General features: G+C 69.3%; 22 protein-coding genes. 13 read left to right on the forward strand and 9 right to left on the reverse strand.

The window, feature by feature from the left end:
• Positions 1-38: 38 nt before the first annotated feature.
• Positions 39-689 carry a uracil phosphoribosyltransferase gene (gene upp, locus KZ686_RS08075; protein ID WP_006577223.1) on the reverse strand — a complete coding sequence of 217 codons (651 nt, stop codon included), beginning with the start codon at positions 687-689 and terminating at the stop codon, positions 39-41.
• Between the two features lie 347 nt (positions 690-1,036).
• On the opposite strand from upp, the gene KZ686_RS08080 reads away from it, so the two are divergent.
• From KZ686_RS08080 to KZ686_RS08095, 4 genes are all read left to right on the forward strand, one after another.
• Positions 1,037-1,966: a DMT family transporter gene (locus KZ686_RS08080; protein WP_265632164.1), complete on the forward strand. Its 930-nt coding sequence runs from the start codon at positions 1,037-1,039 to the stop codon at positions 1,964-1,966.
• Between the two features lie 85 nt (positions 1,967-2,051).
• Positions 2,052-2,840 (forward strand): SDR family oxidoreductase, encoded by a 789-nt coding sequence (locus KZ686_RS08085; RefSeq protein ID WP_265632165.1) that lies wholly within the window; start codon positions 2,052-2,054, stop codon positions 2,838-2,840.
• An 8-nt stretch (positions 2,841-2,848) separates the two neighbouring features.
• Positions 2,849-3,265, forward strand: coding sequence for a methylglyoxal synthase (locus KZ686_RS08090; RefSeq protein ID WP_265632166.1), 417 nt, complete (start codon positions 2,849-2,851; stop codon positions 3,263-3,265).
• A gap of 66 nt (positions 3,266-3,331) precedes the next feature.
• On the forward strand, positions 3,332-4,306 hold the full coding sequence (locus KZ686_RS08095; protein ID WP_149317934.1) for a quinone oxidoreductase family protein: 975 nt from the start codon (positions 3,332-3,334) through the stop codon (positions 4,304-4,306).
• A 156-nt stretch (positions 4,307-4,462) separates the two neighbouring features.
• On the opposite strand, the gene KZ686_RS08100 is transcribed toward KZ686_RS08095, so the two are convergent.
• From KZ686_RS08100 to KZ686_RS08125, 6 genes are all read right to left on the reverse strand, one after another.
• Positions 4,463-4,756, reverse strand: a complete 294-nt coding sequence (locus KZ686_RS08100; RefSeq protein WP_149317935.1) for a YkvA family protein — start codon at positions 4,754-4,756, stop codon at positions 4,463-4,465.
• A 305-nt stretch (positions 4,757-5,061) separates the two neighbouring features.
• Positions 5,062-6,213, reverse strand: a complete 1,152-nt coding sequence (locus tag KZ686_RS08105) for a BMP family ABC transporter substrate-binding protein (RefSeq protein WP_150084129.1) — start codon at positions 6,211-6,213, stop codon at positions 5,062-5,064.
• A 143-nt stretch (positions 6,214-6,356) separates the two neighbouring features.
• Positions 6,357-7,277, reverse strand: a complete 921-nt coding sequence (locus tag KZ686_RS08110) for an ABC transporter permease (RefSeq protein ID WP_265632168.1) — start codon at positions 7,275-7,277, stop codon at positions 6,357-6,359.
• 26 nt (positions 7,278-7,303) lie between these two features.
• A complete protein-coding gene (locus KZ686_RS08115) occupies positions 7,304-8,419 on the reverse strand; it encodes an ABC transporter permease (RefSeq protein WP_149317938.1) in 1,116 nt (371 codons plus the stop codon).
• Positions 8,412-9,992 carry an ABC transporter ATP-binding protein gene (locus KZ686_RS08120; protein WP_265632170.1) on the reverse strand — a complete coding sequence of 527 codons (1,581 nt, stop codon included), beginning with the start codon at positions 9,990-9,992 and terminating at the stop codon, positions 8,412-8,414. The genes KZ686_RS08115 and KZ686_RS08120 overlap by 8 nt, the downstream gene beginning before the upstream one ends.
• A 384-nt stretch (positions 9,993-10,376) precedes the next feature.
• On the reverse strand, positions 10,377-11,126 hold the full coding sequence (locus tag KZ686_RS08125; RefSeq protein WP_149317940.1) for a GntR family transcriptional regulator: 750 nt from the start codon (positions 11,124-11,126) through the stop codon (positions 10,377-10,379).
• Between the two features lie 185 nt (positions 11,127-11,311).
• On the opposite strand from KZ686_RS08125, the gene KZ686_RS08130 reads away from it, so the two are divergent.
• The 5 genes from KZ686_RS08130 (at position 11,312) to KZ686_RS08150 (ending at position 19,132) form a co-directional block, all read left to right on the forward strand.
• A complete protein-coding gene (locus KZ686_RS08130) occupies positions 11,312-12,532 on the forward strand; it encodes a pyridoxal-phosphate-dependent aminotransferase family protein (RefSeq protein ID WP_150084553.1) in 1,221 nt (406 codons plus the stop codon).
• A gap of 15 nt (positions 12,533-12,547) precedes the next feature.
• Positions 12,548-15,766 carry an FAD-binding and (Fe-S)-binding domain-containing protein gene (locus KZ686_RS08135; RefSeq protein WP_407648476.1) on the forward strand — a complete coding sequence of 1,073 codons (3,219 nt, stop codon included), beginning with the start codon at positions 12,548-12,550 and terminating at the stop codon, positions 15,764-15,766.
• Between the two features lie 242 nt (positions 15,767-16,008).
• The gene (locus KZ686_RS08140; RefSeq protein ID WP_149318033.1) at positions 16,009-16,992 is read left to right on the forward strand and encodes a tripartite tricarboxylate transporter substrate binding protein; all 984 of its coding nucleotides are present in this window, start codon (positions 16,009-16,011) and stop codon (positions 16,990-16,992) included.
• A 70-nt stretch (positions 16,993-17,062) separates the two neighbouring features.
• Entirely contained in the window at positions 17,063-17,599 is a 537-nt protein-coding gene (locus KZ686_RS08145) for a tripartite tricarboxylate transporter TctB family protein (RefSeq protein WP_150084556.1), read from the forward strand.
• A gap of 9 nt (positions 17,600-17,608) precedes the next feature.
• Positions 17,609-19,132: a tripartite tricarboxylate transporter permease gene (locus tag KZ686_RS08150; protein ID WP_149317944.1), complete on the forward strand. Its 1,524-nt coding sequence runs from the start codon at positions 17,609-17,611 to the stop codon at positions 19,130-19,132.
• Positions 19,133-19,333: 201 nt separating this feature from the next.
• On the opposite strand, the gene KZ686_RS08155 is transcribed toward KZ686_RS08150, so the two are convergent.
• Complete coding sequence (locus KZ686_RS08155) at positions 19,334-20,269, reverse strand: pirin family protein (RefSeq protein ID WP_265632173.1); 936 nt, start codon at positions 20,267-20,269, stop codon at positions 19,334-19,336.
• Between the two features lie 846 nt (positions 20,270-21,115).
• Between KZ686_RS08155 and KZ686_RS08160 the strand changes: the two genes are divergently transcribed.
• Genes KZ686_RS08160 through KZ686_RS08175 form a run of 4 tightly spaced genes read left to right on the forward strand, consistent with a single transcriptional unit; the run spans position 21,116 to position 24,707 of the window.
• The gene (locus KZ686_RS08160) at positions 21,116-21,832 is read left to right on the forward strand and encodes an ABC transporter permease (protein ID WP_149317946.1); all 717 of its coding nucleotides are present in this window, start codon (positions 21,116-21,118) and stop codon (positions 21,830-21,832) included.
• Between the two features lie 23 nt (positions 21,833-21,855).
• On the forward strand, positions 21,856-22,773 hold the full coding sequence (locus tag KZ686_RS08165) for a glycine betaine ABC transporter substrate-binding protein (RefSeq protein WP_150084558.1): 918 nt from the start codon (positions 21,856-21,858) through the stop codon (positions 22,771-22,773).
• 60 nt (positions 22,774-22,833) lie between these two features.
• Positions 22,834-23,484, forward strand: a complete 651-nt coding sequence (locus KZ686_RS08170; protein WP_149317948.1) for an ABC transporter permease — start codon at positions 22,834-22,836, stop codon at positions 23,482-23,484.
• Positions 23,481-24,707, forward strand: coding sequence for an osmoprotectant ABC transporter ATP-binding protein OsmV (locus KZ686_RS08175; protein ID WP_150084559.1), 1,227 nt, complete (start codon positions 23,481-23,483; stop codon positions 24,705-24,707). The genes KZ686_RS08170 and KZ686_RS08175 overlap by 4 nt, the downstream gene beginning before the upstream one ends.
• Positions 24,708-24,770: 63 nt before the next feature.
• Here KZ686_RS08175 and KZ686_RS08180 read toward each other — a convergent pair whose 3' ends face one another.
• A complete protein-coding gene (locus tag KZ686_RS08180) occupies positions 24,771-25,736 on the reverse strand; it encodes a hypothetical protein (RefSeq protein ID WP_149317950.1) in 966 nt (321 codons plus the stop codon).
• Between the last annotated feature and the right edge of the window lie 125 nt (positions 25,737-25,861).

The raw sequence follows: 25,861 nt of genomic DNA on the forward strand, positions 1-25,861 counted from the left end.
GGCGGGGGCCGGCCCCGGCATCGGCCCCCGCCCCCGCATCAGTTCTTGGTGCCGAACAGCCGGTCGCCCGCATCCCCCAGGCCCGGCACGATGTAGGCGTGCTCGTCCAGATGGCTGTCGAGCGAGGCCACGTAGAGCTTCACGTTCGGGTGGGCCTTCTGGAAGACCTCGACGCCCTCGGGCGCCGCCACCAGCGCGACGAAGGTGATCGCCTCGTCCTTGACGCCGCGGCGCTTGAGCACGTCGACCGCATGTGCCGCCGAATAGCCGGTGGCGACCATCGGATCGCACAGGATGAAGCTGCGGTCCTCCAGGTCGGGCAGCCGCACCAGGTATTCGACCGGACGATGATGCTCGTCGCGATAGACGCCGATATGGCCGATCCGCGCCGACGGGATCAGCTCGACCAGGCCGTCGCTCATGCCGACGCCGGCGCGCAGCACCGGCACGATGGTCAGCTTCTTGCCGGCGATCACCGGCGCGTCCATGCTGACCAGCGGCGTGTCGATATGGCGCGTGGTCAGCGGCAGGCTGCGCGTGATCTCGTAACCCATCAGCAGCGTGATTTCGCGCAGCAGCTCGCGAAAGGTCCGCGTCGACGTGTCGCGGTCGCGCATGTGCGACAGCTTGTGCTGGATCAGCGGGTGGTCGAGGATGAACAGGTTGGGGAAACGCGGATCTTGCTTCATGGCGGGTAGCGGCTGGCGGTGAGGGCAGGGCGGAATCCGGGGGATCGCCCCGGTGGTGCCGGATTGTAATGGATGGGCTCCGGGTCGTCCCCGCGGTCCGCGCGAAAGCGGGGACACGGTGCCTGGCAACGCCACAAACGCTGCGGGTCGAACCATCGGACGCCCGGGCCCGCCTGAGGGGCGGCGACGAAGCCCCGTCCGATGCCTTTGCGCCTTTTGACATACAATCCTCGCGTCTGTCCGGCGGCATTGTCGGGCGGCAATGCCAAACAAAATTTCCCGACGTCATGCCTTGCCGCGCCCGCCTGTCGGCGACCGCGCGCGGACAGGCCGTTTGCACCATACCCGTGCCCGCTTCCCAGAAATCCCTCGCCAGCCCCGCCGGCGCGCGGCAGCGCACCGGGCTTGCCGTCGCCGCCATCGGCGCGGTGCTGTTCTCCGGCAAGGCTATCGTCGCCAAGCTGATGTACCGCTACAACGTCGACGCGGTGATGGTGATCACGCTGCGCATGCTGTTCGCGGTGCCGCTGTTCATGGCGATCGGCTGGTGGCAGTCGATGCGGCTGCCGCCGCTGTCGTGGGCCGATCGCGGCCGCGTGCTGATGCTCGGCTTCATCGGCTACTACCTGTCGAGCTTTCTCGATTTCCTCGGCCTGCAATACATCACCGCGGGGCTGGAGCGGCTGATCCTGTTCCTGACGCCGTCCTTCGTCGTGCTGGCCACCGCCTTCGGCTTCAAGCGTCATATCAGCCGCCAGCAATGGATCTCGCTGCTGCTGGCCTATGCCGGCATCGTGCTGGTGCTGGCCCACGATCTCGACGTCAGCGGCAGCCAGGTCTGGCTCGGCGCCGCGCTGGTGCTGGGCAGCGCGCTCAGCTACGCGGTCTATCTGATCGCCAGCGGCGAGCTGGTGGCGCGCATCGGCTCGCTGCGGCTGGTCGCCTATGCGATGTGCGTGTCCACCGCCTGCTGCGTGGTGCAATATCTGGTGCTGGGGCGCCCGTGGGGCGAGCTGCTGCAGCCGGCGCCGGTGATGTGGCTGTCGGTGATCAACGCGGTGTTCTGCACCGTGCTGCCGGTGTCGCTGACGATGATGGCGGTGGCGCGCATCGGCGCGCCGATGGCCTCGCAGGCCGGCATGATCGGCCCGGTGTCGACGCTGTTCCTCGGCTTCTGGCTGCTGGGCGAGCCGATCACCGTGGTGCAGCTGGCCGGCAGCGCGCTGGTGATGGGCGGCATCTATCTGCTGTCGCGCGGCAAGACCGCGCGCGGCTGAATCGACGTGATGGCGAGCGCGTGAGCCACGCAACGGCGCGCGCTCGAACAAGCTTGGACAATTGGCGAATCAAGGAGAAGGGAGCATGGATTTCGGACTGCGAGGCAAGCATGCGCTGGTGTGCGGCGCCAGCAAGGGACTGGGCTTTGCGTGCGCCGATGCGCTGGCCGCCGAGGGCGTCGACGTGGTGATCGTGGCGCGCGGCGCCGAGGCGCTGGACAAGGCCGCCGCCGACCTGCGCGCGCGCCATGGCCGCCGCGTGGTCGCGGTGGCGACCGACATCACCACGCCGGAAGGCCGCCGGCAGGCGCTCGACGCCGCGGCCAAGCTCGGCGACCTCGACATCCTGGTCAACAACGCGGGCGGCCCGCCCCCGGGCAACTTCCGCGACTGGAACCGCGAGGACTGGATCGCCGCGCTGGACGCCAACATGCTGACGCCGATCGAACTGATCAAGGCCACCGTCGACGGCATGATCGCGCGCAAGTGGGGCCGCATCATCAATATCACCAGCGGCGCGGTCAAGGCGCCGATCGACGTGCTGGGCCTGTCCAACGGCGCGCGCTCGGGCCTGACCGGCTTCGTCGCCGGCGTGGCGCGCGAGGTCGCGCAGCATGGCGTGACCATCAACAACCTGCTGCCGGGGCCGTTCAATACCGACCGCCTGTACAAGACCATGGAAGGCGCGGCGAAGAAGGCCAACCTGACGGTCGACGAGGTCGCCCAGCGCCGCGCCGCGCAGAATCCGTCGCGCCGCTTCGGCGATCCGGCCGAGTTCGGCGCCACCTGCGCCTTCCTGTGCAGCAAGCAGGCCGCGTACATCACCGCGCAGAACATCCTGCTGGACGGCGGCGCCTACCCCGGCACCTTCTGAGCGCGCGCATGACGACCACCCCTGTCGCCGCGGTACCGCCGCGCATCGCGCTGATCGCGCACGACCGCAAGAAGGACGACATCGTCGCCTTCGCCCGCCGCCACCGCGACTTCCTCGTGCACTGCGAGCTGCTGGCCACCGGCACTACCGGCGGCCGGCTGATCGACGAGGCGGGACTGCAGGTCACGCGCATGCTGTCCGGCCCGTGGGGCGGCGACCTGCAGATCGGCGCGCAGCTGGCCGAGGGCCGGGTCGCCGCGGTGATCTTCCTGCGCGACCCGATGACGCCGCAGCCGCACGAACCCGATATCAACGCGCTGGTGCGTGCCTGCGACGTGCACGACGTGCCGTGCGCGACCAATGTGGCGACCGCCGACATGCTGATCGCCGAAATGCGGCGCCGCACCGAGGCGCCGGCCGGCTGAGCCGGGCGCGGCGTCGCCGGGACCCCGCGGCGCTTCCATCCGATCATCCCCAAGGAGAACCGAACCATGAGCAAAGCCATCCGCATCTTCGAGAACGGCGGTCCTGAAGTGATGCAGTGGGTCGACGTCGAGGTCGGCGAGCCCGGCCCGGGCGAGATCCGTATCCGGCAGGAGGCGGTCGGCCTGAACTACATCGACGTCTACTTCCGCACCGGGCTGTACAAGCAGCCGCTGCCGGGCGGGATCGGCATGGAAGGCGCCGGCGTGGTCGAGGCGGTCGGGCCGGGCGTGACGCACTTGAGCGTGGGCGATCGCGTCGCCTATGCCGGCCGTCCGACCGGCGCCTATGCGCAGGTGCGCGTGATGCCGGCCGACATCGTCGTCAGGCTGCCGGACGACATCTCGTTCGAGCAGGCCGCGGCGATGATGCTGCAGGGCATGACGGTGCAATACCTGGTGCGCGACACCTACCGCGTGCAGCCGGGCGACACCGTGCTGCTGCACGCCGCCGCCGGCGGCATCGGCCTGATCGCCTCGCAATGGCTGAAGGCGCTGGGCGCCACCGTGATCGGCACGGTCGGCAACGACGACAAGGCCGCGCTGGCGCGCGCGCACGGCTGCGACCACACCATCGTCTACACGCGCGAGTCCTTCCTCGACCGCGTCAAGGAGATCACCGGCGGCAAGGGCGTCGCGGTGGTCTACGACTCGATCGGCAAGGACACCTTCAACGATTCGCTGGACTGCCTGGCGCCGCGCGGCACCATGGTCAGCTTCGGCAATGCCTCGGGCCCGGTGCCGCCGGTCGATATCTCGGTGCTGGGCGCCAAGGGCTCGCTGAAGCTGACGCGGCCGACCATCATGACCTATGTCACGCAGCGCGACCTGCTCGAGCCGATGGCGGCCGAGCTGTTCGACATCGTGCGCAGCGGCAAGGTCAAGATCGAGGTGCGCCAGCGCTATCCGCTGTCCGAGGTCGCGCAGGCGCATCGCGAACTGGAAGCGCGCAAGACCACCGGGTCGACCGTGCTGATTCCGTAAGCGCGCGGCAGGCGGCGATCAGGCGGCGATCAGGCGGCAATCAGGCCGCAGTAGGGGTCGCAGTCGGGCTGCAGTCAGGCCGCAGTAGGGCCGCAACGAGAAAGGGCGCCAGTGGCGCCCTTTTCTCTTGCTGCTTCTTTTGCTCTTATCGCGTGCTCAGCGCGGCCGGACCGTGGTCGCTGCCGACCGCATCTGCGCTTGCCGCAGGATATGCGGCGGCAGGCGCTTGAGGATCAGGTGTACCGCCAGCGGGATCAGCACCAGATCGTCGACGATGCCCAGTCCCGCCACCACGTCGGGGATCAGGTCGATCGGCGACAGCGCGTACAGCACCACGCCGATCACCGCCGGCTTGAGCCAGCCTGGCGCGTCGGGGTGCCGCAGCGCATGCCAGAGCAGGCGCCCATCGCGCCGCGCGAGCGTCCAAAGCGCCGAGAATCGTTTCCACATGAGAGGCCTCCTTCACACTGTGCACCCGCGGCTGGAAATGCGCGGCACGACAACAGGATAGCTTGGGCCGATCGGGCGGGGTTCAAGTTCCCCGCGGCGATGTGGTGAAGGCAGCAGGGGAGGGTTTGCTTCCCCTTCCCCCGCGCGCGGGAGAGGGGCTTGGGGGAGAGGGAAAGGCAGGTCGTCATGCGAGCCGCGCCAGCGTGTGCCAGCGCAGTTCGCCCTCTCCCCGACCCCTCTCCCGCCTGGCGGGAGAGGGGAGAACTACGAGGGAGAACTACGACGGCCAGCGCTGTCGATCGCCATCAACCCGGAATCTGCCCCTCCACACCCTCGACGTAGAACTTGATGCCGTGCAGGAACTTGTCGTCGGCGACCTGGCCTTCGGCGAGCTGCTCCTTGCCGGTGTTGTCCTTGATCGGGCCCTTCCAGATCGGCGAGCTGCCCTCGATGATGCCGCGGCGGCGCTCGGCGACCAGCGCCTTGACGTCCTCGGGCACGTCGGCGTTGAAGCCGGTCAGGTCGATCATGTTTTCCTTCAGGCCCCACCAGGTGGTGCCATTGGTCCACTGGCCGCCGAGCACGTCGCCGACCACCTTGTTGTAGTAGACGCCCCACGAGATCACCGACGCCGCCAGATGGGCCTTGGGACCGAACTTGCTCATGTCGCTGTCCCAGCCGAACGCGTGCACGCCCTTTTCCTGCGCGGTCTGCACCACGGCGGCCGAGTCGGTGTTTTGCATCAGCATGTCGACGCCCTGGCCGATCAGCGTGGTCGCGGCCTCGCGCTCCTTGCCCGGATCGAACCACTTGTTGACCCAGACCACCTTGACGGTTGCGTTCGGATTGACGCTGCGCGCGCCGAGCGCGAACGAGTCGATGTTGCGGATCACCTCGGGGATCGGCACCGAGGCGACCACGCCCATCTTGCCGGTCTTGCTCATCTTGCCCGCGACCACGCCGGCGAGGTACGCGCCCTCGTAGGTGCGCACGTCGTACTGGGCGAGATTCTCGGCGGTCTTGAAGCCGGTCGCGTGCTCGAAGCGGACGTCCGGGAATTCGCGGGCGACCTTCAGCATCGACTCCATGTAGCCGAAGGTCGTGCCGAAGATCAGCTTGTTGCCCTGGCTGGCCAGGTCGCGGAACACGCGCTCGGCGTCGGCGGCCGACTCGGGCACGTTCTCGACGTAGGTGGTCTTGACCTTGTCGCCGAACTTCTCCTCGACCGCCTTGCGGCCGCGGTCGTGCGCATAGGTCCAGCCGGCGTCGCCGACCGGTCCGATATAGACGAAGGCGACCTTCAGCGGCTCGCCCGCCTGGCCCGCGGCGGCCGGGGCCGAGGCGGCGCCCGGCGCGGGCTGCTCTGCCTCCTTCTTGCCGCAGCCGGCCAGCGTGGCGACCGCCAGCAGCGTGGTGGCGGCCAGCGTCGCGAGGGACTTCCTGCGCGTGACGTTCATCGATTTCTCCTTGTGTTGAATGTGCGAATGCATGCGGGACATATGCGGAAGCATGCGGGATGCCAGGCGGGTTGGCTCTGCTTGCAGACGGCGGGCGCGGCCCCGCGGCGACCCCTGTTCGCCGCGCCGCCGATCGAAACGGTTCAGGCGTTGCCGGGGCGGAACGGCCGTCCCAACGACGCCGGCATGTTCAGGCGGATCCACGCCGGATTGCGCGAGATCAGCGCCAGCACGACGATGGTGGCCGCGTACGGCAGCATCGACAGAATCTGCGACGGCACAGAGACGCCGATGCCCTGCAGATAGAACTGCAGGATCGTCACGCCGCCGAACAGCCAGGCGCCGACCAGCACGCGGCCGGGCCGCCAGGTGGCGAAGGTGGTCAGCGCCAGCGCGATCCAGCCGCGTCCGGCGACCAGGTTCTCGACCCACATCGGCGTATAGACCAGCGACAGGTAGGCGCCCGCCAGGCCGCAGCAGCCGCCGCCGAACAGCAGCGCGGCGAAACGGATCCAGCGCACCGGATAGCCGAGCGCGTGCGCCGACTCGGGCGATTCGCCGATCGCGCGCAGCGTCAGCCCGGCGCGCGTGCGGAACAGGAACCACATGATCGCCAGGCACAGCAGCACGCTGACATAGACCATCCAGTGATGCTGGAAGAAGGTCGGGCCGACGAAGGGCAGGTCGGCCAGGCCCGGCACCTTGCTGCCCTGCGCGGGCATCGCATGGCCGACGAAGCGCTGGCCCATGAAGGCCGACAGGCCGGTGCCGAAGATCGACAGCGCCAGGCCCGTGGCGACCTGATTGGTGGCCAGCACCAGCGCCAGCCAGGCGAACAGCGTGGCCATCGCCATGCCGGCCAGCGCGCCGGCGACGAAGCCGAGCAGCGGCGATTGGGTCTGGTAGCCGACCATGAAGCCGAACACCGCGGCGACCAGCATCATGCCTTCGGCGCCCAGGTTCAGCACGCCGGCACGTTCGTTGATCAAGAGGCCGAGCGCGGCCAGCAGCAGCGGGGTGCCGGCATTGATCGCGGTGGCGACAAGGGGAGCGAATTGTTCCATGGGGATATCGGTGGGGGGCCGGGGGACTATCGGACGGCCGCCGCGCGCCAGCGCAGGCGGTGGTCGATCAGGCTGTCGCAGGCGAGCAGGAAGAACAGCAGCATCCCCTGGAACACCCAGCCGATGGCCGACGGCAGGCCCAGGCGCGATTGCGCCATCTCGCCGCCGATATAGAACAGCGACATCACGATGCCGCCGAACACCGCGCCGACCGGATGCAGCCGGCCGACGAAGGCGACGATGATCGCGGTGAAGCCATAGCCCGGCGAGATCGAAGGCAGCAGCTGGCCGATCGGTCCCACCACCTCGAAGGCCCCGGCCAGCCCGGCAAAGCCGCCCGAGATCAGCAGCGCCATCCACAGCGAGGCGCGCGCCGAGAAGCCGGCGTAGCGCGCCGCGGACGGCGCGGTGCCGCCGACCTGCAGCCGGTAGCCGGCGAAGCTGCGGAACAGGAACACCGTCATCACCGCCACCAGCACCAGCATCACGACGAAGCCGGCATGCAGCCGCGAGCCCGACATCAGGTTGGGCAGCAGGAACTCGGACGAGAACACCTTGGACTGCGGGAAATTCATGCCCTGCGGATCCTTCAGCGGGCCGTTGACCACGTAGAGGATCAGCTGCTGCGCGATATAGGTCAGCATCAGCGAGACCAGGATCTCGTTGGCGTTGAAGCGGTCGCGCAGCAGCGCGGTGATGCCGGCCCACAGCATGCCGCCGGCGATGCCGGCGAGCGAGGCCAGCACCAGCACGGCCGTGCCGCTCGTGGCGCTCGCCTGGTGGCCCGGCACATCGAACCACAGCACCGTCGCCGCGGCGAAGATGCCCCCGAGGATCAGCTGTCCCTCGGCGCCGATGTTCCAGACGTTGGCCCGGTAGCAGACCGACAGCCCGAGCGCACACAGCACCAGCGGCACGGTTTTCAGCAGCACCTCGCCGAGCGCGCGCTTGTCCTTGACGGGATCGACGAGGAAGACCTTCAGCGCGGCCATCGGGTCCTTGCCGAGCAGCACGAACAGCAGCGCGCCGAAAGCGAGGGTCAGTGCCAGCGCGATCACCGGCGAGGCATAGGCCATCGGGCGCGAGGGCAGGCCGCGCGGGGCCAGCGACAGGGGAAAGACGAAGCCGAGCGATTTAGCCATGGACGCGCGCCTCCGCGACGTCATGCCGGCCTTCGTCGTGGCCGCCCGGTCCGCCTTGCCACAGCCCGCTCATCCACAGGCCGATCTGTTCGCGCGTGGCGTCTTCCACCGGAATCGACGGCGACAGCCGCCCCTTGGCGATCACGTGCAACCGGTCGCAGATCGCGAACAGCTCGTCGAGCTCCTCCGAGACGACCAGGATCGCGCAGCCGGTCGCCTTCAGCGCCAGCAGCTCGTTGTGGATCTGCGCGGCGGCGCCGACGTCGACGCCCCAGGTCGGCTGCGCGACGATCAGCACGCCGGGGCCGCTCTCGATCTCGCGGCCCACGATGAACTTCTGCAGGTTGCCGCCCGACAGGCTGCGCGCCAGCGCGTCCGGGCCGCCTGCCTTGACGCGAAAGCGCTGGATGATCGCGGCCGCGAGCCCGGCCGCCGCTTTGGGCGAGACCAGGCCGCGCCGCACATAGGGCGGGTCCTGGTGCGACAGCAGCGTATTGTCGGCCAGGCTCATGCCCGGCACCGCGCCGCGGCCCAGGCGCTCCTCGGGCACGAAGGCCAGGCCCGCGCGCCGCCGTGCGCGCGCGTCGAGCCGGCCGACCGGCTTGCCGTCGAGCGCGATCGCGTCGCGCGCGGCGCGCGTGTCCTCGCCGGACAGCGCCGCCAGCAGTTCCTGCTGGCCGTTGCCGGACACGCCGGCGATGCCGACGATCTCGCCGGCATGCAGGTCCAGCGCGATGCCGTCGAGCGCGGTGGCGAAGGCGTGCGCGCGCGGCAGCGACAGCTCGCGCACCGCCAGCCGCAGCGCGCCGCGCGGCGTGGCCACGCGCGCCTCGCGCGGCGGCTCGCCGCCGATCATCATGCGCGACAGCGAGGCCGCGCTTTCCTGGCGCGGATCGCAGACGCCGGTGACCCGGCCCATCCGCATCACGGTGGCGCGATGGCACAGCGCGCGGATCTCGTCGAGCTTGTGGCTGATGTACAGGATGCTGGTGCCTTCGTCGGCGAGCTGGCGCAGCGTGACGAACAGCGTCTGCACCGCCTGCGGCGTCAGCACCGAGGTGGGTTCGTCGAGGATCAGCAATTGCGGCCGCGCCAGCAGCGCGCGCACGATCTCGACGCGCTGGCGCTCGCCCACCGACAGCGTATGCACATGGCGCTCGGGCTCGAGCGGCAGGCCGTAGCGCGCGGCCGTCTCGCGGATGCGCTCGGCCAGCGCCTTCATCGAGGTGCCGCCGCGCTGCGCGGCCGGCAGGCCGAGCGCGATGTTCTCGGTCACAGTCAGCGTGTCGAACAGCGAGAAATGCTGGAACACCATCGCAATGCCCAGATCGCGGGCGTCGTGCGGGCTGTCGATGACCACCGGCGCGCCGTTGAAGTGCATCTGGCCGGCGTCGGGCTTGACCGCGCCGAAGATGATCTTCATCAGGGTCGACTTGCCGGCGCCGTTCTCGCCGAGCACGGCATGGATTTCACCGGGGGCGACGGTCAGCGAGACGTCGTCGTTGGCGGTCACGCCGGGATAGCGCTTGACGATATGGGCAAGCGCCAGCCTGGGGGGGAAATTGGATGTCACTGAGGCGGCTCTGGTTATGAGGCGGCTTCGTCCGTCGGCGCTGCGCGGCACCGGGCAATCCGCAGGGAAGCGGCGCCACGGCGCGGCGGCAGCGATCAGCAGTGAACAGCGGCAAGGCGTGGGCCAGCATGGCCGGCGCGCCTTGCCGCGTCATCACGGAAGCGTAATGCCTGTTATCAGGTCGGGATTATATAAGTGCGCGGGTCCCGGAACGGCCGATCTGGCCGCCGATGCAGGCCCCGCAACGGATGGCGGACGGTTGCAAGTCGCATGCCGGGTGCGGGCGCAGGGAAGGGGCCAGCGGCGGCGCGTGCTGCGCCGCGCGCGCGCAAGGCAGAGCCAGGCAAGGCCCGGCGAGCGCGGGCCGCGATGGCAGGCAGGCGCTCAGGCCGCCGAAGCCGGGGCGTTCGTGCCCTCGGCGGGCGTGGCGGCCGCCAGCGAGCCCTGCATCACCGCCTCGCGCTTCTCCAGCAGATGCTGGCGCAGGATCGCGGCGAGGCGCTTGCCGTCGCGCGCTTCCAGCGCCTGGATCATGGCCTCGTGGTCCTGCACCGCGCGGTCCCATTTCTGGGTCTGCTGGTTGGAGCGGAAGCGCAGCGCCTTGAGCCGGCGGTTGATCGACAGATAGGTCTGGCGCAGCACGCCATTGCGCGCGGCCGCGTTGATGCGGTCGTGGATCTCCTGGTTGCGGCTGTAGTAGCCGGAGAGATCGTTCTGCGCGCGGCAGGCCAGCATCGCGTAATGCAGCGCCTTGATCTGCGCCAGCTCGGCCGGCGTGATGCGCTCGCAGGCCAGTTCGCCGGCAAACGCTTCCAGTCCGGCCATCAGCTCGAAGGTCTCCCAGATCTCGGCCTCGGTCATGCGCGACACGCTGGCGCCGCGGTTCGGCGAGATCTCGATCAGGTTCTCGGCGGCCAGCACCTTGAACGCCTCGCGCAGCGGCGTGCGCGAAATCCCCAGCGTCTCGCACAGCTCGCGCTCGTTGAGCTTCATGCCGGGCTTGAGCACGCCCTCGGTGATGAACTTGCGCAGGTGCTCGACCACGGTGTCGTGCAGGCGCTGGCGCTCCAGCCGGGGCAGCAGCGGGGTGGCGCCGCTGTCGGGCAGCGGTTCCCCTTCGGCGGAATTTTGCATTCAAAGTCCTTATCCGTGATGTCCCGGCCATTCTAGCGCACAGTCGCGTGGAACTGTCCCGCAGCCCGCATGGCGCCGGCAATCCGGGTAAACGAGCGCGCTTGCGGGGCAATTTCCGCTTGGGATCGCCGGGGTCGGCTGCTAGAGTATTTTGAATTCAAAATTCAACAAGGAGGCACCCGCCCATGATCTCGCTCGATTTCCACCCCGCCGGCCGCCACTTCCTGCAGATCCCGGGACCGAGCCCGGTACCGGATCGCATCCTGCGTGCAATCAGCTATCCGACCATCGACCATCGCGGGCCGGAATTCGGGGCGCTCGGGCGCAAGGTGCTGGCCGACATCCGCAAGATCTTCAAGACCGAGCACCCGGTGATCATCTATCCCGCCTCGGGCACCGGGGCCTGGGAGGCCGCGCTGTCGAACACCACCAGCCCGGGCGACACCGTGCTGATGTACGAGACCGGGCATTTCGCCACGCTGTGGAAGTCGATGGCCGAGTCGCTGGGCCTGCAGCCGGAATTCCTCGGCCTGCCGGGCATCGAGGGATGGCGGCGGGGCGTGCAGCCCGACATGATCGAGGCGCGGCTGCGCGAGGACAGCGGCCATCGGATCCGCGCGGTCTGCGTGGTCCACAACGAGACCTCGACCGGCGTGACCTCCGACATCGCCGCGGTGCGCCGCGCGATCGATGCGGCCGGTCATCCGGCGCTGCTGATGGTCGATACGATTTCGGGCCTGGCCTCGGCCGACTATCGGCACGACGAGTGGGGCGTGGACGTGACGGTGTCGGGCTCGCAGAAGGGCCTGATGCTGCCGCCGGGCATCAGCTTCAACGCGCTGTCGCCAAAGGCCATCGCTGCCAGCAAGGCAGCGCGCATGCCGCGCAGCTTCTGGCGCTGGGACGAGATCATCGAGGCCAACAAGAACGGCTACTGGCCGTACACGCCGAACACCAACCTGCTGTACGGACTGTCCGAGGCGCTCGACATGATCCTGGAGGAGGGGCTGGACAATGTGTTCGCGCGCCATCAGCGCCTGGGCGAGGCGACCCGCCGCGCGGTGCGCGCCTGGGGCCTGGAGATCCAGTGCGCCGATCCGGCGGTCTACAGCCCGGTGCTGACCGGCGTGATGATGCCCGAGGGCGTCGACGCCGACGCGGTGCGCAAGCGCATCTACGAACGCTTCAACATGTCGCTGGGCCAGGCGCTGGGCAAGATGCGCGGCAAGATGTTCCGTATCGGCCATCTTGGCGACTGCAACGACCTGACGCTGATGGCGACGCTGTCGGGCTGCGAGATGGGACTGAAGCTGTCGGGCGTGCCGCTGCAGGGCAGCGGCGTGGCCGCGGCGATGGAGTACCTGACGTCGCATGCCGATACGCCGGCGCTGAAGGCCGCCGCCTGAGCGGATGGAGCTGCGATGACGGATCTGTCCACGCGCCTGGCCTCCACGTCGGTCCCTTCGTTGGCGTCACCATTGCCCGCGGCGCCGCTCGTCAGGCCGCTGCACTTCGTCCGCTCCGAGGGCGGGCCCGGCTCGCCGCTGGCGGCGCGGCTCAAGCGCGAGCTGCGCGGCGACGTGCTGTTCGACCGCGCCAGCCGCGGCCGCTATGCCACCGACGCGTCGATCTACCAGATCATGCCGGTCGGCGTGGTGGTGCCGCGCGACCAGCGCGATCTGCTGCTGGCGCTGGAGATCGCACGCGACGCGCATGCGCCGGTGCTGGCGCGCGGCGCCGGCACCAGCCAGTGCGGCCAGACCGTCGGCGAGGCGCTGGTGATCGACAACAGCAAGTGGCTGAACCAGGTGATCGACTTCGATCCGGTCGCGGCCACGGTCACGGTCGAGCCCGGCATCGTGCTCGACCACCTGAACGCCTGGCTCAAGCCGCACGGGCTGTGGTTCCCGGTCGACGTCTCCACCGGCGCGCAATGCACGATCGGCGGCATGGCGGGCAACAACTCCTGCGGCTCGCGCTCGCTCGCCTACGGCAACATGGTGCACAACGTGCTGGCGATCGACGCGGTGCTGGCCGACGGCGCGCAATGCCATTTCGGCTCGCTGGCGCAGGCGCCCACCGATCCGCGCGTGCAGGCGATGCTGGCGCAGCTGCGCGCGATCGCCACGCGCGAGCGCGACGAGATCGCCGAGCGCATGCCCAAGGTGCTGCGACGCGTCGCGGGCTACAACATCGACCTGTTCGACTGCCAGAATCCGCGCGCCTATACCGACGACGGACACGCCAACCTGTCGCACCTGCTGGTCGGCTCCGAAGGCACGCTGGCCTACAGCCGGCAAATCACGCTGAAGCTCGCGCCGCTGCCGACGCACAAAGTGCTGGGCGTGGTCAATTTCCCGACCTTCTACCAGGCAATGGAAATGACCCAGCATATCGTCGGGCTCTCGCCGGTCGCGGTCGAGCTGGTCGACCGCACGATGATCGACCTGTCGATGGCCAACCCGGCCTTCCGCCCGGTGATCGCGTCGGCGCTGCGGGGCGAGCCGCAGGCGATCCTGCTGGTCGAGTTCGCCGGCGAGGATGCCGCCGCGCTGCGCGCCGACCTCGATGCGCTGGGCGAGCTGATGGGCGATCTCGGCCTGCCCGGCTCGGTGGTCAAGATGCCGGACGCCGGCGCGCAGAAGGCGCTGTGGGAAGTGCGCAAGGCCGGCCTGAACATCATGATGAGCATGAAGGGCGACGGCAAGCCGGTCTCCTTCATCGAGGACTGCGCGGTGCCGCTGCCGCACCTGGCCGAGTACACGCGCCGGCTGACCGAGGTGTTCCATCGCCACGGCACCGAGGGCACCTGGTATGCGCACGCCAGCGTCGGCACGCTGCACGTGCGGCCGATCCTCGATATGCGCCGCGACGGCGCCGCGAAGATGCGCGCGATCGCCGAGGAGGCGGCCGCGCTGGTGCGCGAGTACAAGGGCGCCTATTCGGGCGAGCACGGCGACGGCCTGTGCCGCGGCGAGTGGGTGGCCTGGCAATACGGCCCGCGCATCCATGCCGCCTTCGGCGAGATCAAGGCGCTGTTCGATCCGGACAACCGCTTCAACCCCGACAAGATCGTGCGGCCGCCGAAGATGGACACGCGCGAGCTGTTCCGCTTTCCGCCGGGCTACCAGCGGCTGCCGCTGCAGCCGGCGCTCGACTGGTCGGCCTGGAACGTCAGGCGCGATCCGCTGAGCGGCGAGGAAACGCCGCCGGGCAGCGGCGACGATCGCACCGGCGGGCTCGCCGCCGCGGTCGAGATGTGCAACAACAACGGCCACTGCCGCAAGTTCGACGCCGGCACCATGTGCCCGAGCTACCGCGTCACGCGGGACGAGCAGCATGTCACGCGCGGCCGCGCCAACACGCTGCGCCTTGCGGTATCGGGCCAGCTCGGCGACGAAGGACTGGCGAGCGAGGACGTCAAGGCGGTGCTCGACCTGTGCGTGTCGTGCAAGGGCTGCAAGCGCGACTGCCCGACCGGCGTCGACATGGCGCGTCTCAAGATCGAGGCGCGACACGCGTGGGCGCAGCGCCACGGGCTGACGCTGCGCGATCGGCTGGTGGCCTTCATGCCGCGCTATGCGCCGCTGGCGAGCCGGATGCCCGCGCTGATGGCGCTGGCCGACCGGATTCCGCTGCTGTCGGCGTGGGCCAGGCGCGCGCTCGGCTTCGCGCCGCAGCGCAGTCTGCCGCGCTGGCAGCGTTCGTTTCTGTCGACGATTGCGCGTGCCGGCCGCGGCGATGCCACCCCGGCCACTGCCGGCGCCGGCGCTGCGACGGACACCGCTTCCCTGGCCGCTTCGATGCACGATCCGTTGCACGGTCGGTTGCACGACCCGGCCGCCGGGGGAAACCGGGAGGTGGTGCTGTTCGTCGACACCTTTAACAACCACATGGAGCCCGAGAACGCGCGCGCCGCGCAGGCGGTGCTCGAAGCGGCCGGCTACACCGTGCATCCGCTGATGCGGCCCGGCGAGCGTCCGCTCTGCTGCGGCCGCACCTTCCTGGCCGCGGGACTGGTCGAGCAGGCCCGCCAGGAGGCGCGGCGCCTGCTCGACGCGGTGCAGCCCTTCGTTGCGCGCGGCGTGCCCATCGTCGGGCTCGAGCCCTCGTGCCTGCTGTCGTTGCGCGACGAATTCCTTGGCTATGGCTATGGCGACGAGGCGGCGCGCCTGGCGGCGAGCGCCTTCCTGTTCGAGGAATTCCTGGTGCGCGAGCGCCAGGCGGGGCGCCTGAGCCTGAAGGAACTGGCACTGCAGCCGCTGCCGCAGCGCGAGGCGCTGGTGCACGGCCACTGCCACCAGAAGGCCTTCGACGCCTTCACGCCGGTGCAGACCGTGCTGGGCTGGATTCCCGAGCTGAAGGTGTCGCCGGTCAATTCGTCGTGCTGCGGCATGGCGGGCAGCTTCGGCTACGAGGCCGAGCACTACGAGGCCTCGATGGCGATGGCCGAGCTGTCGCTGCTGCCGGCGGTGCGGGCGCGCGCGGAGGACGCCATTGTGGTCGCCGACGGCACCAGTTGCCGGCATCAGATCGCCGATGGCGCCCACGCGCAGGCGTGGCACGTGGCGCGGGTGCTGGCGGCCGCGCTGGCGCAGCGGACGGACGGTGCAGCGCCGGGCGCGGGGAAGGACAGATAGCGCAGACCGGTCGTGCAGACGGATGGCACAGCAAGGAGCGGGACAGCAGGGAGCGGGACAGCAGGGAGAGAGTAGCAGCACAGGGAGGACAGGCCGGCACCGTTGCCGTGCCGGGGCCAGACCCGTCCGCCGCACAGACCGCGACAAGGCCGCTCGACGGCCGGCACGCGGCGGACCGATGTGACATTCCAACGAGGAGACAGGCAATGCAAAGCAAGCACAGCAAGCAGGGCAAGCGTTCGATGCTGGCGTTCGGCGCCGTCGCGCTCGCGATCGGCGGCGCGCCGGCCGCGGCGTGGGCATGGGAGCCGACCAAGCCGGTCGAGATCGTCGTGCCGTTCAGCGCGGGCGGTGCGTCCGACCAGATGGCGCGCTCGATCCAGAGCATCATCGCCAAGCACAAGCTGATGAGCCAGCCGGTCATCGTGGTCAACAAGGCCGGCGCCAGCGGTGCCGAGGGCCTGATGGACACCAAGGCGTCGCAGGGCAATCCGCACAAGCTGCTGGTGACCTCGTCCGCGCTGTACACGGTGCCGATGGTCAGCCACCTGCCGTTCAGCTGGCGCGACCTGACGCCGATCGCGATGGTCGCGCAGGACGAGTTCGTGCTGTGGACCAATGCCGAAGCGCCGTACAAGACCGTCGCCGAATTCGTCGAGGGCGCCAAGGCCGGCGCGGGCAAGGTCAAGATGGGCGGCACCAGCTCCAAGCGCGAGGACCAGATCATCACCACGCTGATCCAGAAGAAGACCGGCGCCAAGTTCATCTACGTGCCGTACAAGGGCGGCGGCGAGGCGGCCACGCAGCTGTCGGGCAAGCACATCGACGCCAACGTCAACAACCCGTCCGAATCGATCGGCCAGTGGCGCGCCGGCGAGCACCGCGCGCTGTGCGTGTTCGCCCCGGAACGGATGGGCTACACCACCAAGGTCACCCAGTCGCAGAGCTGGCGCGACGTGCCGACCTGCAAGGAGCAGGGGCTCGACGTCCAGTACCAGATGCTGCGCGTGTTCATGATGCCCGGCGGCATCACGCCCGATCAGCAGAAGTACTACGTGGAGCTGATGCGCAAGATCGTCGCCACGCCGGAGTGGAAGGAGTATCTGGAGCGCAATGCGCTCAAGAGCGAATTTCTCGCCGGCAAGGCGCTCGAGGACTTCCTCGCCAGGGACGAGAACGCGCACCGCGACATCCTGAAGGAAGCGGGCTTCATGGCCGCGCGCTGAGCCGGCACCGCCAATGACGCGCGGACGGCTCGACGCGGGCCGCCGCGCGCACCGACTGGGAGAGTTTTCGATGGAAACACAGCAAGAGCATGCGGCCGCCGCCGGCGTCGACAAGGACGCGCACGCCGACGCACGCGGCGTGTCGCTGCGCGCGGTCGAGCTGGTGGTGGCCGCGCTGCTGCTGGCGGGCGCCGTGGTGGTGATCTGGAGCAACCACCGCATCGGCGCGGGCTGGGCGGCGGACGGCCCGGAGGCCGGCTACTTTCCGCTGCGCGTCGGCGCGATCGTGCTGGTGTGCAGCGTGGCCGTGGCATGGCAGGCCTGGCGCACGCCGGCCGACGCGATCTTCGCCAGCTGGCAGCAATTGCGGCAGGTCTGCGTGATCCTGCTGCCGCTGTCGGTCTATGTCGCGCTGATCGGCTGGCTCGGCATCTATGTCGCGTCGGCGATCTTCATCGCCGGCTTCATGATGGCGGTGGGCAAGGCCGAATGGTGGCGCGCGGTGCTGCTGGGCGCGGGGATCAATCTGGTGCTGTTCTGGATCTTCGAGATCCAGTTCCGGGTGCCGCTGCCGAAGGGCCCGCTGGAAGCGGCGCTCGGCTTCTAGGAGGGCGCCATGGAGGAATTCAATTCGCTGATGCACGGCTTCTCGGTCGCGCTGTCGTGGCAGAACGTCGGCCTGATGTTCGTCGGCATCCTGCTCGGCATCGTGGTCGGCGTGCTGCCCGGGCTGGGCGGCCCCAACGGCGTCGCGATCCTGCTGCCGCTGACGTTCTCGATGGATCCGACCTCGGCCATCATCATGCTGTCCTGCATCTACTGGGGCGCGCTGTTCGGCGGCGCGATCACGTCGATCCTGTTCAATATCCCGGGCGAGGCCTGGTCGGTGGCGACCACCTTCGATGGCTACCCGCTGGCGCAGCGCGGCGAGGCGGGCCGGGCGCTGACCTCGGCCTTCACCGGCTCGTGCCTGGGCGCGATGGCCGGCGTGCTGTTGATCACCTGCCTGGCGCCGCTGGTGGCGAAGTTCGCGCTGCGCTTCGGGCCGCCGGAGTATTTCGCCGTCTATCTGCTGACGTTCTGCAGCTTCGTCGGCATGGGCAAGGAGTCCAAGCCCAAGATCCTGATCGCGATGTGCGTCGGCTTCCTGCTGGCGGCGGTCGGCATGGACACGGTCTCCGGCACGCTGCGCATGACCTTCGGCTCCACCGAGCTGCTGCGCGGCTTCGACTTCCTGGTGGCGGTGATCGGGCTGTTCGGCATCAGCGAGATCCTGATGACGATGGAGGAGGGCGTGGCGTTCCGCGGCAAGCAGGCGCGCATCGACCTGAAGGTGGTGCTGCGCACCTGGGCCGAGCTGCCGCGCTACTGGATGACGGTGCTGCGCTCGTCGGCGATTGGCTGCTGGCTCGGCATCACGCCGGGCGGCGCCACCGCGGCGTCGTTCATGGGCTATGGCGTGGCCAAGCGGATGGCGCGCGATCCGGACTCGTTCGGCAAGGGCAATATCGAGGGCGTGGTCGCGCCCGAGACCGCCGCGCACGCGGCCGGCACCAGCGCGCTGCTGCCGATGCTGGCGCTGGGCATTCCCGGCTCGGCGACCGCCGCGGTGCTGCTGGGCGGGCTGATGATCTGGGGCCTGCAGCCCGGGCCGCTGCTGTTCCAGGAGCAGGGACCGTTCGTCTGGGGGCTGATCGCCAGCATGTACCTGGGCAATATCGTGGGGCTGCTGGTGGTGCTGTCGACGGTGCCGCTGTTCGCCGCGATCCTGCGCATCCCGTTCTCGATCATCGCGCCGCTGATCCTGGTGGTCTGCGCGATCGGCGCCTACACGGTCAACAACGCGCTGTTCGATGTTTGGCTGATGCTGGGCTTCGGGGTGATCGGCTATGTGTTGAAGAAGCTCGACTATCCGCTGGCGCCGCTGGTGCTCGCGCTGGTGCTCGGCGACCGCGCCGAGGACGCGTTCCGGCAGACCATGCTGGTCTCGTCCGGCTCGCTCGATATCTTCTGGTCCAACGGGCTGGTGGGCACCATCATGACGCTGGCCATCCTGGTGCTGATCTGGCCGATGATCGGCGACCTGCGCGCGCGGCTGCGCAAGGGCAAGGGCGTGGCGGCGGTGGAGGGGAACGGGTAAGAGCCGGTGTAAGTCTGCCCTCTCCCCCGGCCCCTCTCCCGCAAGCGGGAGAGGGGAGCAAAAAACCGCGGCATGTCAGGGGTCGGCGGGTGTTCTCCCTCTCCCGCAAGCAGGAAAGGGGAGCAAACCCCCGGCATGTCACGGGTCGGTGGGTGTTCTCCCTCTCCCGCTTGCGGGAGAGGGTCGGGGAGAGGGCCGGCCTTACCCCGCGCTCTGCACCTTCCCCTCGAACCGGCCGTCGCGGAAGTCGCTCAGCGCCTGGTGGATCTGCGCCTCGCTGTTCATCACGAACGGCCCGTACTGCACGATGGGCTCGCCCAGCGGCTTGCCGGCGATCAGCAGGAAGCGCGCATCCTGCGTGGCCTTGACGATCACGCCGTCGGCATCGGCCTCGTTGGCCAGCACGCCCATCCGCTGCGCGTCGAGCGCGGCGAGCGCGTCGCCCTCGCCGATGCTGACCTCGCCCCGATAGACGTAGACGAAGGCGTTATGCCCGGCAGGCAGAGCCTGCGCGAACGATTGCCCGGCCGGCAGCGCGACGTCCAGGTACAGCGGTTCGGTGACGGGCCGCGTCATCGCGCCCTGCACGCCGTGCGAAGCCCCGGCGAGCACGCGCACCACCGCGCCGCCCGCCAGCGCGACGGTCGGGATCGCCGCGGCCGGCAGGTCGCGGTACCACGGTGCCGTCATCTTGTCGCTGGCCGGCAGGTTCAGCCACAGCTGGAAGCCCTCCATGCGGCCGTCCTGCTGCTCCGGCATCTCCGAATGCACGACGCCGGCGCCGGCCACCATCCATTGCGCGCCGCCGTTCTCCAGCAGGCCCTCGTTGCCGGCGCTGTCGCGATGGCGCATGCGGCCGGCCAGCATGTAGGTGATGGTTTCGAAGCCGCGATGCGGGTGGGCCGGAAAGCCGCCGATGTAGTCGTCGGCCCGGTCGGTGCCGAAGGCGTCGAGCATCAGGAACGGGTCCAGCCGGCGCTGCAGGTTCTGCGTCAGCACGCGGGTCAGCTTGACGCCGGCTCCGTCGGAGGTGGCGATGCCGCGCACCACGCGGTCGATGGTGCGGGTGCGCTGCACCGATTCCCCGGCGGTGGCCGGGATGGTGGTGGCGTCGTTCGGGTTGCGGATGTCGTCCATGTCGGATCTCCTGTGTCTTGGCGAGCGGCGCCTCGCGCCGCGTTACCCAGTCAATGTAAGGGTTTGGCGGAAAAGCGGTAGCCGGGCGAAGGACAAAAGAGCGTTCCGTAGGTGGGACGATCGCAGCTCGTTTGTGAGCACGGATGGAACGCGGACGGGGCGCCAGGAGTTCGGGAAAAGGCCGTGGCGAGGCCCGTTTTTGACTGGCCGGGAAGGCGCAACATGACGGCAGAAAGCCGCCCGATACCGACCGGGGTGACAAGATCGCTGAAGTTGGTTAGAATAGCGACCTCTTTGCCATCCGTTGTTGCAAATTAGCCGCTTGAGCTTCGCGCTCGCCGCGGCCGATTCGTGACCACGGCCGATTGATCCGGCGGCGCGTCGGAACCTTCAATTTTGCGCTGCCACTGGCCTGCGAGGTCTGACCGACCGTCCGCGACCGTTCACGCATAGCCCGGCTTACCGCCGCGTGCCGCGTCCACTGTCGCCCGACCGTCGCCCCGACCCGCAGCGCCGCGCCAGGGCCGCTGGCGCCCGCCCGTTCCGGGCGGCCCCGCGGTCCGTCACCGGGCTCCCATCGCCTCGCCCCCTATTGCGGCAATGGGCGCCCCCCGTCCGTCCGCCGGCATCCCGCCGGTCATGGCGGACAGCACCAATCTAGCCTGGACCCGGCCGGGTCCGCCGCCATGGCGCATGGCCCCATCGGGTCCCGCCATTGCGCTGGTCCGTTGCCGTCGTCCCTTCATGGACCGCCGTCGCGGCCGTCGCGCCTTGCCGCGCCGCGCTTTTGTCGCCGTCCGTCGTCGATCCGCCGATCGCGACGCCGGCCGGCTTACGGGAGGAAAGATGTCTCTGCGAATCTGGCGTGGACTCGGCTGGGCCGGTTTCATCGTGTTGGCACTGGCGGGCCTGCTGGCCTGGGTCGGCGTCGACACGATCGCCGAGCACCGCGAACGCCTGCTTTACGACGTGGCCGATCACCTGCGCCTGGTGGCGTGGTCGATGGCCCTGGCGCTCGCCACCGGCGTGCCCGCCGGCATCCTGCTGTCGCGGCCGGCGCTGCGGCGCTGGGCCGACCGGCTGATGCAGGTCTTCAATATCGGCAATACCGTGCCGTCGCTGGCGGTGCTGGCGCTGTCGCTGGCCGTGCTCGGCATCGGCGAGCGGCCGGCGGTGCTGGCGCTGTGGCTGGCCTCGCTGCTGCCGATCGTGCGCAATACCTGCGAGGGGCTGCGCGGCCTGCCGCCCGCGCTGCTGGAAGCGGCCAAGGGCATCGGCATGACGCCGCGCCAGCGCCTGCTGCGGGTCGAGCTGCCCAACGCGATGCCGGTGATCCTGGCCGGCGTGCGTACCAGCCTGGTCATCAACGTCGGCACCGTGCCGCTGTCGTTCCTGATCGGCGCCAACAGCCTCGGCGAACTGATCTTCCCCGGCATCTACCTGAACAAGCCGTCGCTGCTGCTGCTGGGCGCCGCGGCCACCGCGCTGCTGGCGCTGGCGCTCGACGCGCTGTTCGCCGCGGGCGGACGCTTCTACCTGCGCCGGCGAGGGCTGGCGGCATGAAGCGGAACCTCAAGGAGAACACCATGACGCTGATTCGATCGCTTCGTCCGCGCACGTGGATGGCCGCGCTGCTGAGCATCGCCGCGCTGCTGGCGAACGCCCCCGCGGCGGCCGCCGATCCGGTGCGCGTGGGCGGCAAGAATTTCACCGAGCAGCTGATCCTGTCGTCGATGACCTCGCAGTACCTGCGCGCCAAGGGCCTGACCACCGAGCTGACCGCCGGACTGGGCAGCACGCTGATGCGCCAGGCGATGGAGAGCGGCCAGCTCGACGTGGTGTGGGACTACACCGGTACCGCGCTGATCGTGTTCAACCGCGTCGAGGAAAAACTCGATGCCGAGCAGAGCTACGCCCGCGTCAAGGCACTGGATGCGGCCAAGGGCCTGGTGTGGCTGCAGCCCTCGACGATCAACAACACCTATGCGCTGGCGATGCCGCGCCACCGCGCCGAAGCCGCCGGCGTGAGCTCGCTGTCGGAGCTCGCGGACAAGATCCGCGCCGACGGCGAGGACAAGCGCCACGCCTTCGCGGTCGACATGGAGTTCGCCGCGCGCCCCGACGGCCTGGAGCCGCTGAAGGCCGCCTACGGGCTGCCATGGACGCGGCGCGACGTGATCCAGCTCGATCCGGGCCTGGTCTACACCGCGCTGCGCAACGACCAGGTCCAGACCGGCCTGGTGTACGCCACCGACGGCCGCGTCAAGGGCTTCGACCTGGTGCTGCTGCGCGACGACAAGGGCTTCTTCCCGGCCTACCAGGCGGTGCCGGTGGTGCGCAAGGCGGTGCTCGACGCGCATCCGCAGCTGGCCGAGCTGCTGAACGCGCTGGCCGCGGCGCTCGACAACGCGTCGATGACGGAGATGAACTACCGCGTCGACATCGAACAGAAACCGGTCGATGCCGTCGCGGCCGACTTCCTGCGCCAGCACGGGCTGATCTGACGCCTGCGCCGGGACGCCCACGGACAACCACGGACAACCACGGACAACCACGGACACTCCATGGATCTGATTTCCTATCTGCAACACAGCTGGCCGACGCTGCTGAAGATGACCGGCGAGCATCTCGCGCTGGTCGGCGCGGCGGTCGGGCTGGCGATCCTGATCGGGGTGCCGCTCGGCATCCTGGCCACGCGCTGGCGCTGGCTGGCCACGCCGATGATGACGTTGGCCACGGTGGTGCTGACGATCCCGTCGATCGCGCTGTTCGGCCTGATGATCCCGGTGTTCGCGCGTTTCGGCCACGCGCTCGGCTATCTGCCGGCCGTTACCGCGGTGTTCCTGTATTCGCTGCTGCCGATCCTGCGCAACACCTATGTGGCGCTGGCCGGCATCGACAGCGGCATCCAGGAGGCCGGGCGCGGCATCGGCATGACCACCTGGCAGCGCATGCGGCTGGTCGACCTGCCGCTGGCGGTGCCGGTGATCCTCGGCGGTGTGCGCACCGCGGTGGTGATGAACATCGGCGTGGCCACCATCGCCGCGCTGATCGGCGCCGGCGGCCTCGGCGTGCTGATCCTGCAAGCGATCAGCCAGAGCAATATGAGCAAACTCGCGGTGGGCGCCGTCCTGGTCAGCCTGCTCGCCATCGTGGCGGACGTGTGCCTGCAATGGTTGCAGCGCGTGCTGACGCCCAAAGGAATCCGCACATGATCGAACTGGACCAACTGAGCAAATCGTTCACGCAGAAGGATGGCGCGCTGGTGCGCGCCGTCGACTCGGTGTCGCTGACGGTGCCGCGCGGCGAGATCTGCGTATTCCTCGGCCCGTCGGGCTGCGGCAAGACCACCACGCTGAAGATGATCAACCGGCTGATCCCGCCGACTTCGGGCCGCGTGCTGATCGAGGGCGAGGACACCGCCGGCATCGACGAGGTCGCGCTGCGCCGCAAGATCGGCTACGTGATCCAGCAGATCGGCCTGTTCCCCAACATGACGATCGAGCAGAACATCACCGTGGTGCCGCGCCTGCTGGGCTGGGACAAGCAGCGCTGCCGCGAACGCGCGCGCGAGCTGATGGCGATGGTGCAGCTCGATCCGAACCGGATGCTGTCGCGCTATCCGCGCGAGCTGTCGGGCGGGCAGCAGCAGCGCATCGGCGTGATCCGCGCGCTCGCCGCCGACGCGCCGGTGCTGCTGATGGACGAGCCGTTCGGCGCGGTCGATCCGATCAACCGCGAAAGCATCCAGAACGAATTCCTGCAGATGCAGCGGCAGCTCGGCAAGACCGTGATCATGGTCTCGCACGACATCGACGAGGCGATCAAGCTGGCCGACAAGGTCGCGGTGTTCCGCGCCGGCAAGCTGGTCCAGTTCGATCATCCCGACGCGCTGCTGGCGCATCCGGCCGATGAGTTCGTGCAGGCCTTCGTCGGCCACGACAACACGCTCAAGCGCCTGCTGCTGGTGCGGGCCGGGGACGCCGCCACCATGGGCGCGACCGCGACGCCCGACATGCCGCTGGCGCAGGCGCTGGGGCTGATGGACGACGCCGACGTGCGCTACCTGCCGGTGCTCGATGCGGGCCAGCGCGCGCTGGGCTATGTGGCGCGCCGCGACGCGCGCAATCCGGCCGCGGGCAAGCAGGCCTGCGGCGACGTGCTGCGTCCGTTCGCCGCGACCGCGGCCTTCGACGAGCATTTGCGCATCGTGCTGTCGCGCATGTACCAGCACAACACCAGCTGGCTGCCGGTGGTCGATGCCGAGGGCGTCTATCTGGGCGAGGTCACGCAGGAATCGATCGCGGGCTATCTGAGCTCGGGGCGCTCGCGCAGCAGCGGCATTGCCGCGCCCGGCACGTCCATCGCCCCGGCCGCTCAGGCTCCGGCTTCCGCTTCCACGGCCAGCGCCGCCGCGCCGCTGCGCGCGGCCGCCTGAAGGGCACGGATGAGGGGCCGGGTGAAGGGAGGGGCCTGAGCGCCCGCGGCACGGCCCCGTGCGTCAGCGCAGCTTGCCGGGGCGCTCCATCGACCCGGCCAGCCTCTTCTTGATCGCGTCGATGGCCGCTTCGAGCTGTTCGCGGCAATGCAGCGAATCGGCGGCCTCGCGCACCCGCCACATCAGTTCCTTGCGCAGATGCCCCAGGCGGGTCTTGTAGTAGGTGTGCTCGGTGAAATCGGCATTGATCATCGCCGGGTTGATATAGATGCGATGGCCCCGCGCGCGCAGATCGGCGTGGAAACTGATGTGCTCGTTGACTTCCCCGCCGTTTGCATCGAGGCCCACATAGCGCCCTGTCACAAAGGCGTCCCTGCGGTAGACCGCGAAGCCGCCGAACGCCGACTCGACCTCGATCGGCGCGGCGTCAGACGGCACGCGGACCTGCTTGGAGGCGACGCACATTTCGACCGCCTGGCGATGGCCGACCACCGCGGCCATCTCGCGATAGGCCGCCCAGCAGTCGAGCGGCGCCCAGGCCGGATGCCGCAGGGCCCAGATATCGTAGTAGCCCAGCCGCTGGTTGGCCGTCATCACGCTCCAGTCGACGTCGCTGCGCCAGCAGCTGAGCACCGCCTCGGCGCTCAGCTGATGATTGATGTTGTCCAGGTCGGCGGCCATCACGTAGTCGACATGGCGATAGCGCGGGTCGTTGGCCACGCGCTCGACATAGACATTGCGGCAGACCGCGATGCGGTCGCATCGGATCGGATGGCGATCGCGCAGCGTGCCCATCGACTCGAAGACAAAGCCCGGCACCTGCGCGGCGAGCTGCCGCAGCCGCGACACCGAATCGTCCACCGAGTCGCTTTCGATCAACAGGAAGCCGACCGAGGCGAAGCCGGACAGGATGCTGCGAAAGCGGGCCACTTCCTCCGCGATGGTCGCGCCGCAGTTCCGCACCGGTCCGACCACCACCACATGGGCGGCGGCGGGAGGGATGCGTTCGGCGCGCGGCGGAGCATTCATGGTGGCCATCCTTGGTCGTGGCGGAAGACGCGTGACGGTGATGACGTCACTGTACTTGCGCTTCTCGCCGGCGACTGTGGGATGGCTCGCATAGCGGGCCGCGCCGGGCCTGGGAATGGCCGCAT

Source organism: Cupriavidus cauae (assembly GCF_026210475.1).
GTDB classification, from domain to species: Bacteria; Pseudomonadota; Gammaproteobacteria; order Burkholderiales; family Burkholderiaceae; genus Cupriavidus; species Cupriavidus cauae.

Coding starts and splice junctions, on each gene's coding strand:
- KZ686_RS08085 (WP_265632165.1), top strand. CDS start 2,052: ATGGATTTCGGACTGCGAGGCAAGCATGCGCTGGTGTGCGGCGCCAGC.
- KZ686_RS08175 (WP_150084559.1), top strand. CDS start 23,481: ATGATCGAACTGGACCAACTGAGCAAATCGTTCACGCAGAAGGATGGC.
- KZ686_RS08105 (WP_150084129.1), bottom strand. CDS start 6,213: ATGAACGTCACGCGCAGGAAGTCCCTCGCGACGCTGGCCGCCACCACG.
- KZ686_RS08110 (WP_265632168.1), bottom strand. CDS start 7,277: ATGGAACAATTCGCTCCCCTTGTCGCCACCGCGATCAATGCCGGCACC.
- KZ686_RS08090 (WP_265632166.1), top strand. CDS start 2,849: ATGACGACCACCCCTGTCGCCGCGGTACCGCCGCGCATCGCGCTGATC.
- KZ686_RS08170 (WP_149317948.1), top strand. CDS start 22,834: ATGGATCTGATTTCCTATCTGCAACACAGCTGGCCGACGCTGCTGAAG.
- upp (WP_006577223.1), bottom strand. CDS start 689: ATGAAGCAAGATCCGCGTTTCCCCAACCTGTTCATCCTCGACCACCCG.
- KZ686_RS08165 (WP_150084558.1), top strand. CDS start 21,856: ATGACGCTGATTCGATCGCTTCGTCCGCGCACGTGGATGGCCGCGCTG.
- KZ686_RS08095 (WP_149317934.1), top strand. CDS start 3,332: ATGAGCAAAGCCATCCGCATCTTCGAGAACGGCGGTCCTGAAGTGATG.
- KZ686_RS08130 (WP_150084553.1), top strand. CDS start 11,312: ATGATCTCGCTCGATTTCCACCCCGCCGGCCGCCACTTCCTGCAGATC.
- KZ686_RS08140 (WP_149318033.1), top strand. CDS start 16,009: ATGCTGGCGTTCGGCGCCGTCGCGCTCGCGATCGGCGGCGCGCCGGCC.
- KZ686_RS08145 (WP_150084556.1), top strand. CDS start 17,063: ATGGAAACACAGCAAGAGCATGCGGCCGCCGCCGGCGTCGACAAGGAC.
- KZ686_RS08115 (WP_149317938.1), bottom strand. CDS start 8,419: ATGGCTAAATCGCTCGGCTTCGTCTTTCCCCTGTCGCTGGCCCCGCGC.
- KZ686_RS08160 (WP_149317946.1), top strand. CDS start 21,116: ATGTCTCTGCGAATCTGGCGTGGACTCGGCTGGGCCGGTTTCATCGTG.
- KZ686_RS08150 (WP_149317944.1), top strand. CDS start 17,609: ATGGAGGAATTCAATTCGCTGATGCACGGCTTCTCGGTCGCGCTGTCG.
- KZ686_RS08180 (WP_149317950.1), bottom strand. CDS start 25,736: ATGAATGCTCCGCCGCGCGCCGAACGCATCCCTCCCGCCGCCGCCCAT.
- KZ686_RS08125 (WP_149317940.1), bottom strand. CDS start 11,126: ATGCAAAATTCCGCCGAAGGGGAACCGCTGCCCGACAGCGGCGCCACC.
- KZ686_RS08135 (WP_407648476.1), top strand. CDS start 12,548: ATGACGGATCTGTCCACGCGCCTGGCCTCCACGTCGGTCCCTTCGTTG.
- KZ686_RS08100 (WP_149317935.1), bottom strand. CDS start 4,756: ATGTGGAAACGATTCTCGGCGCTTTGGACGCTCGCGCGGCGCGATGGG.
- KZ686_RS08155 (WP_265632173.1), bottom strand. CDS start 20,269: ATGGACGACATCCGCAACCCGAACGACGCCACCACCATCCCGGCCACC.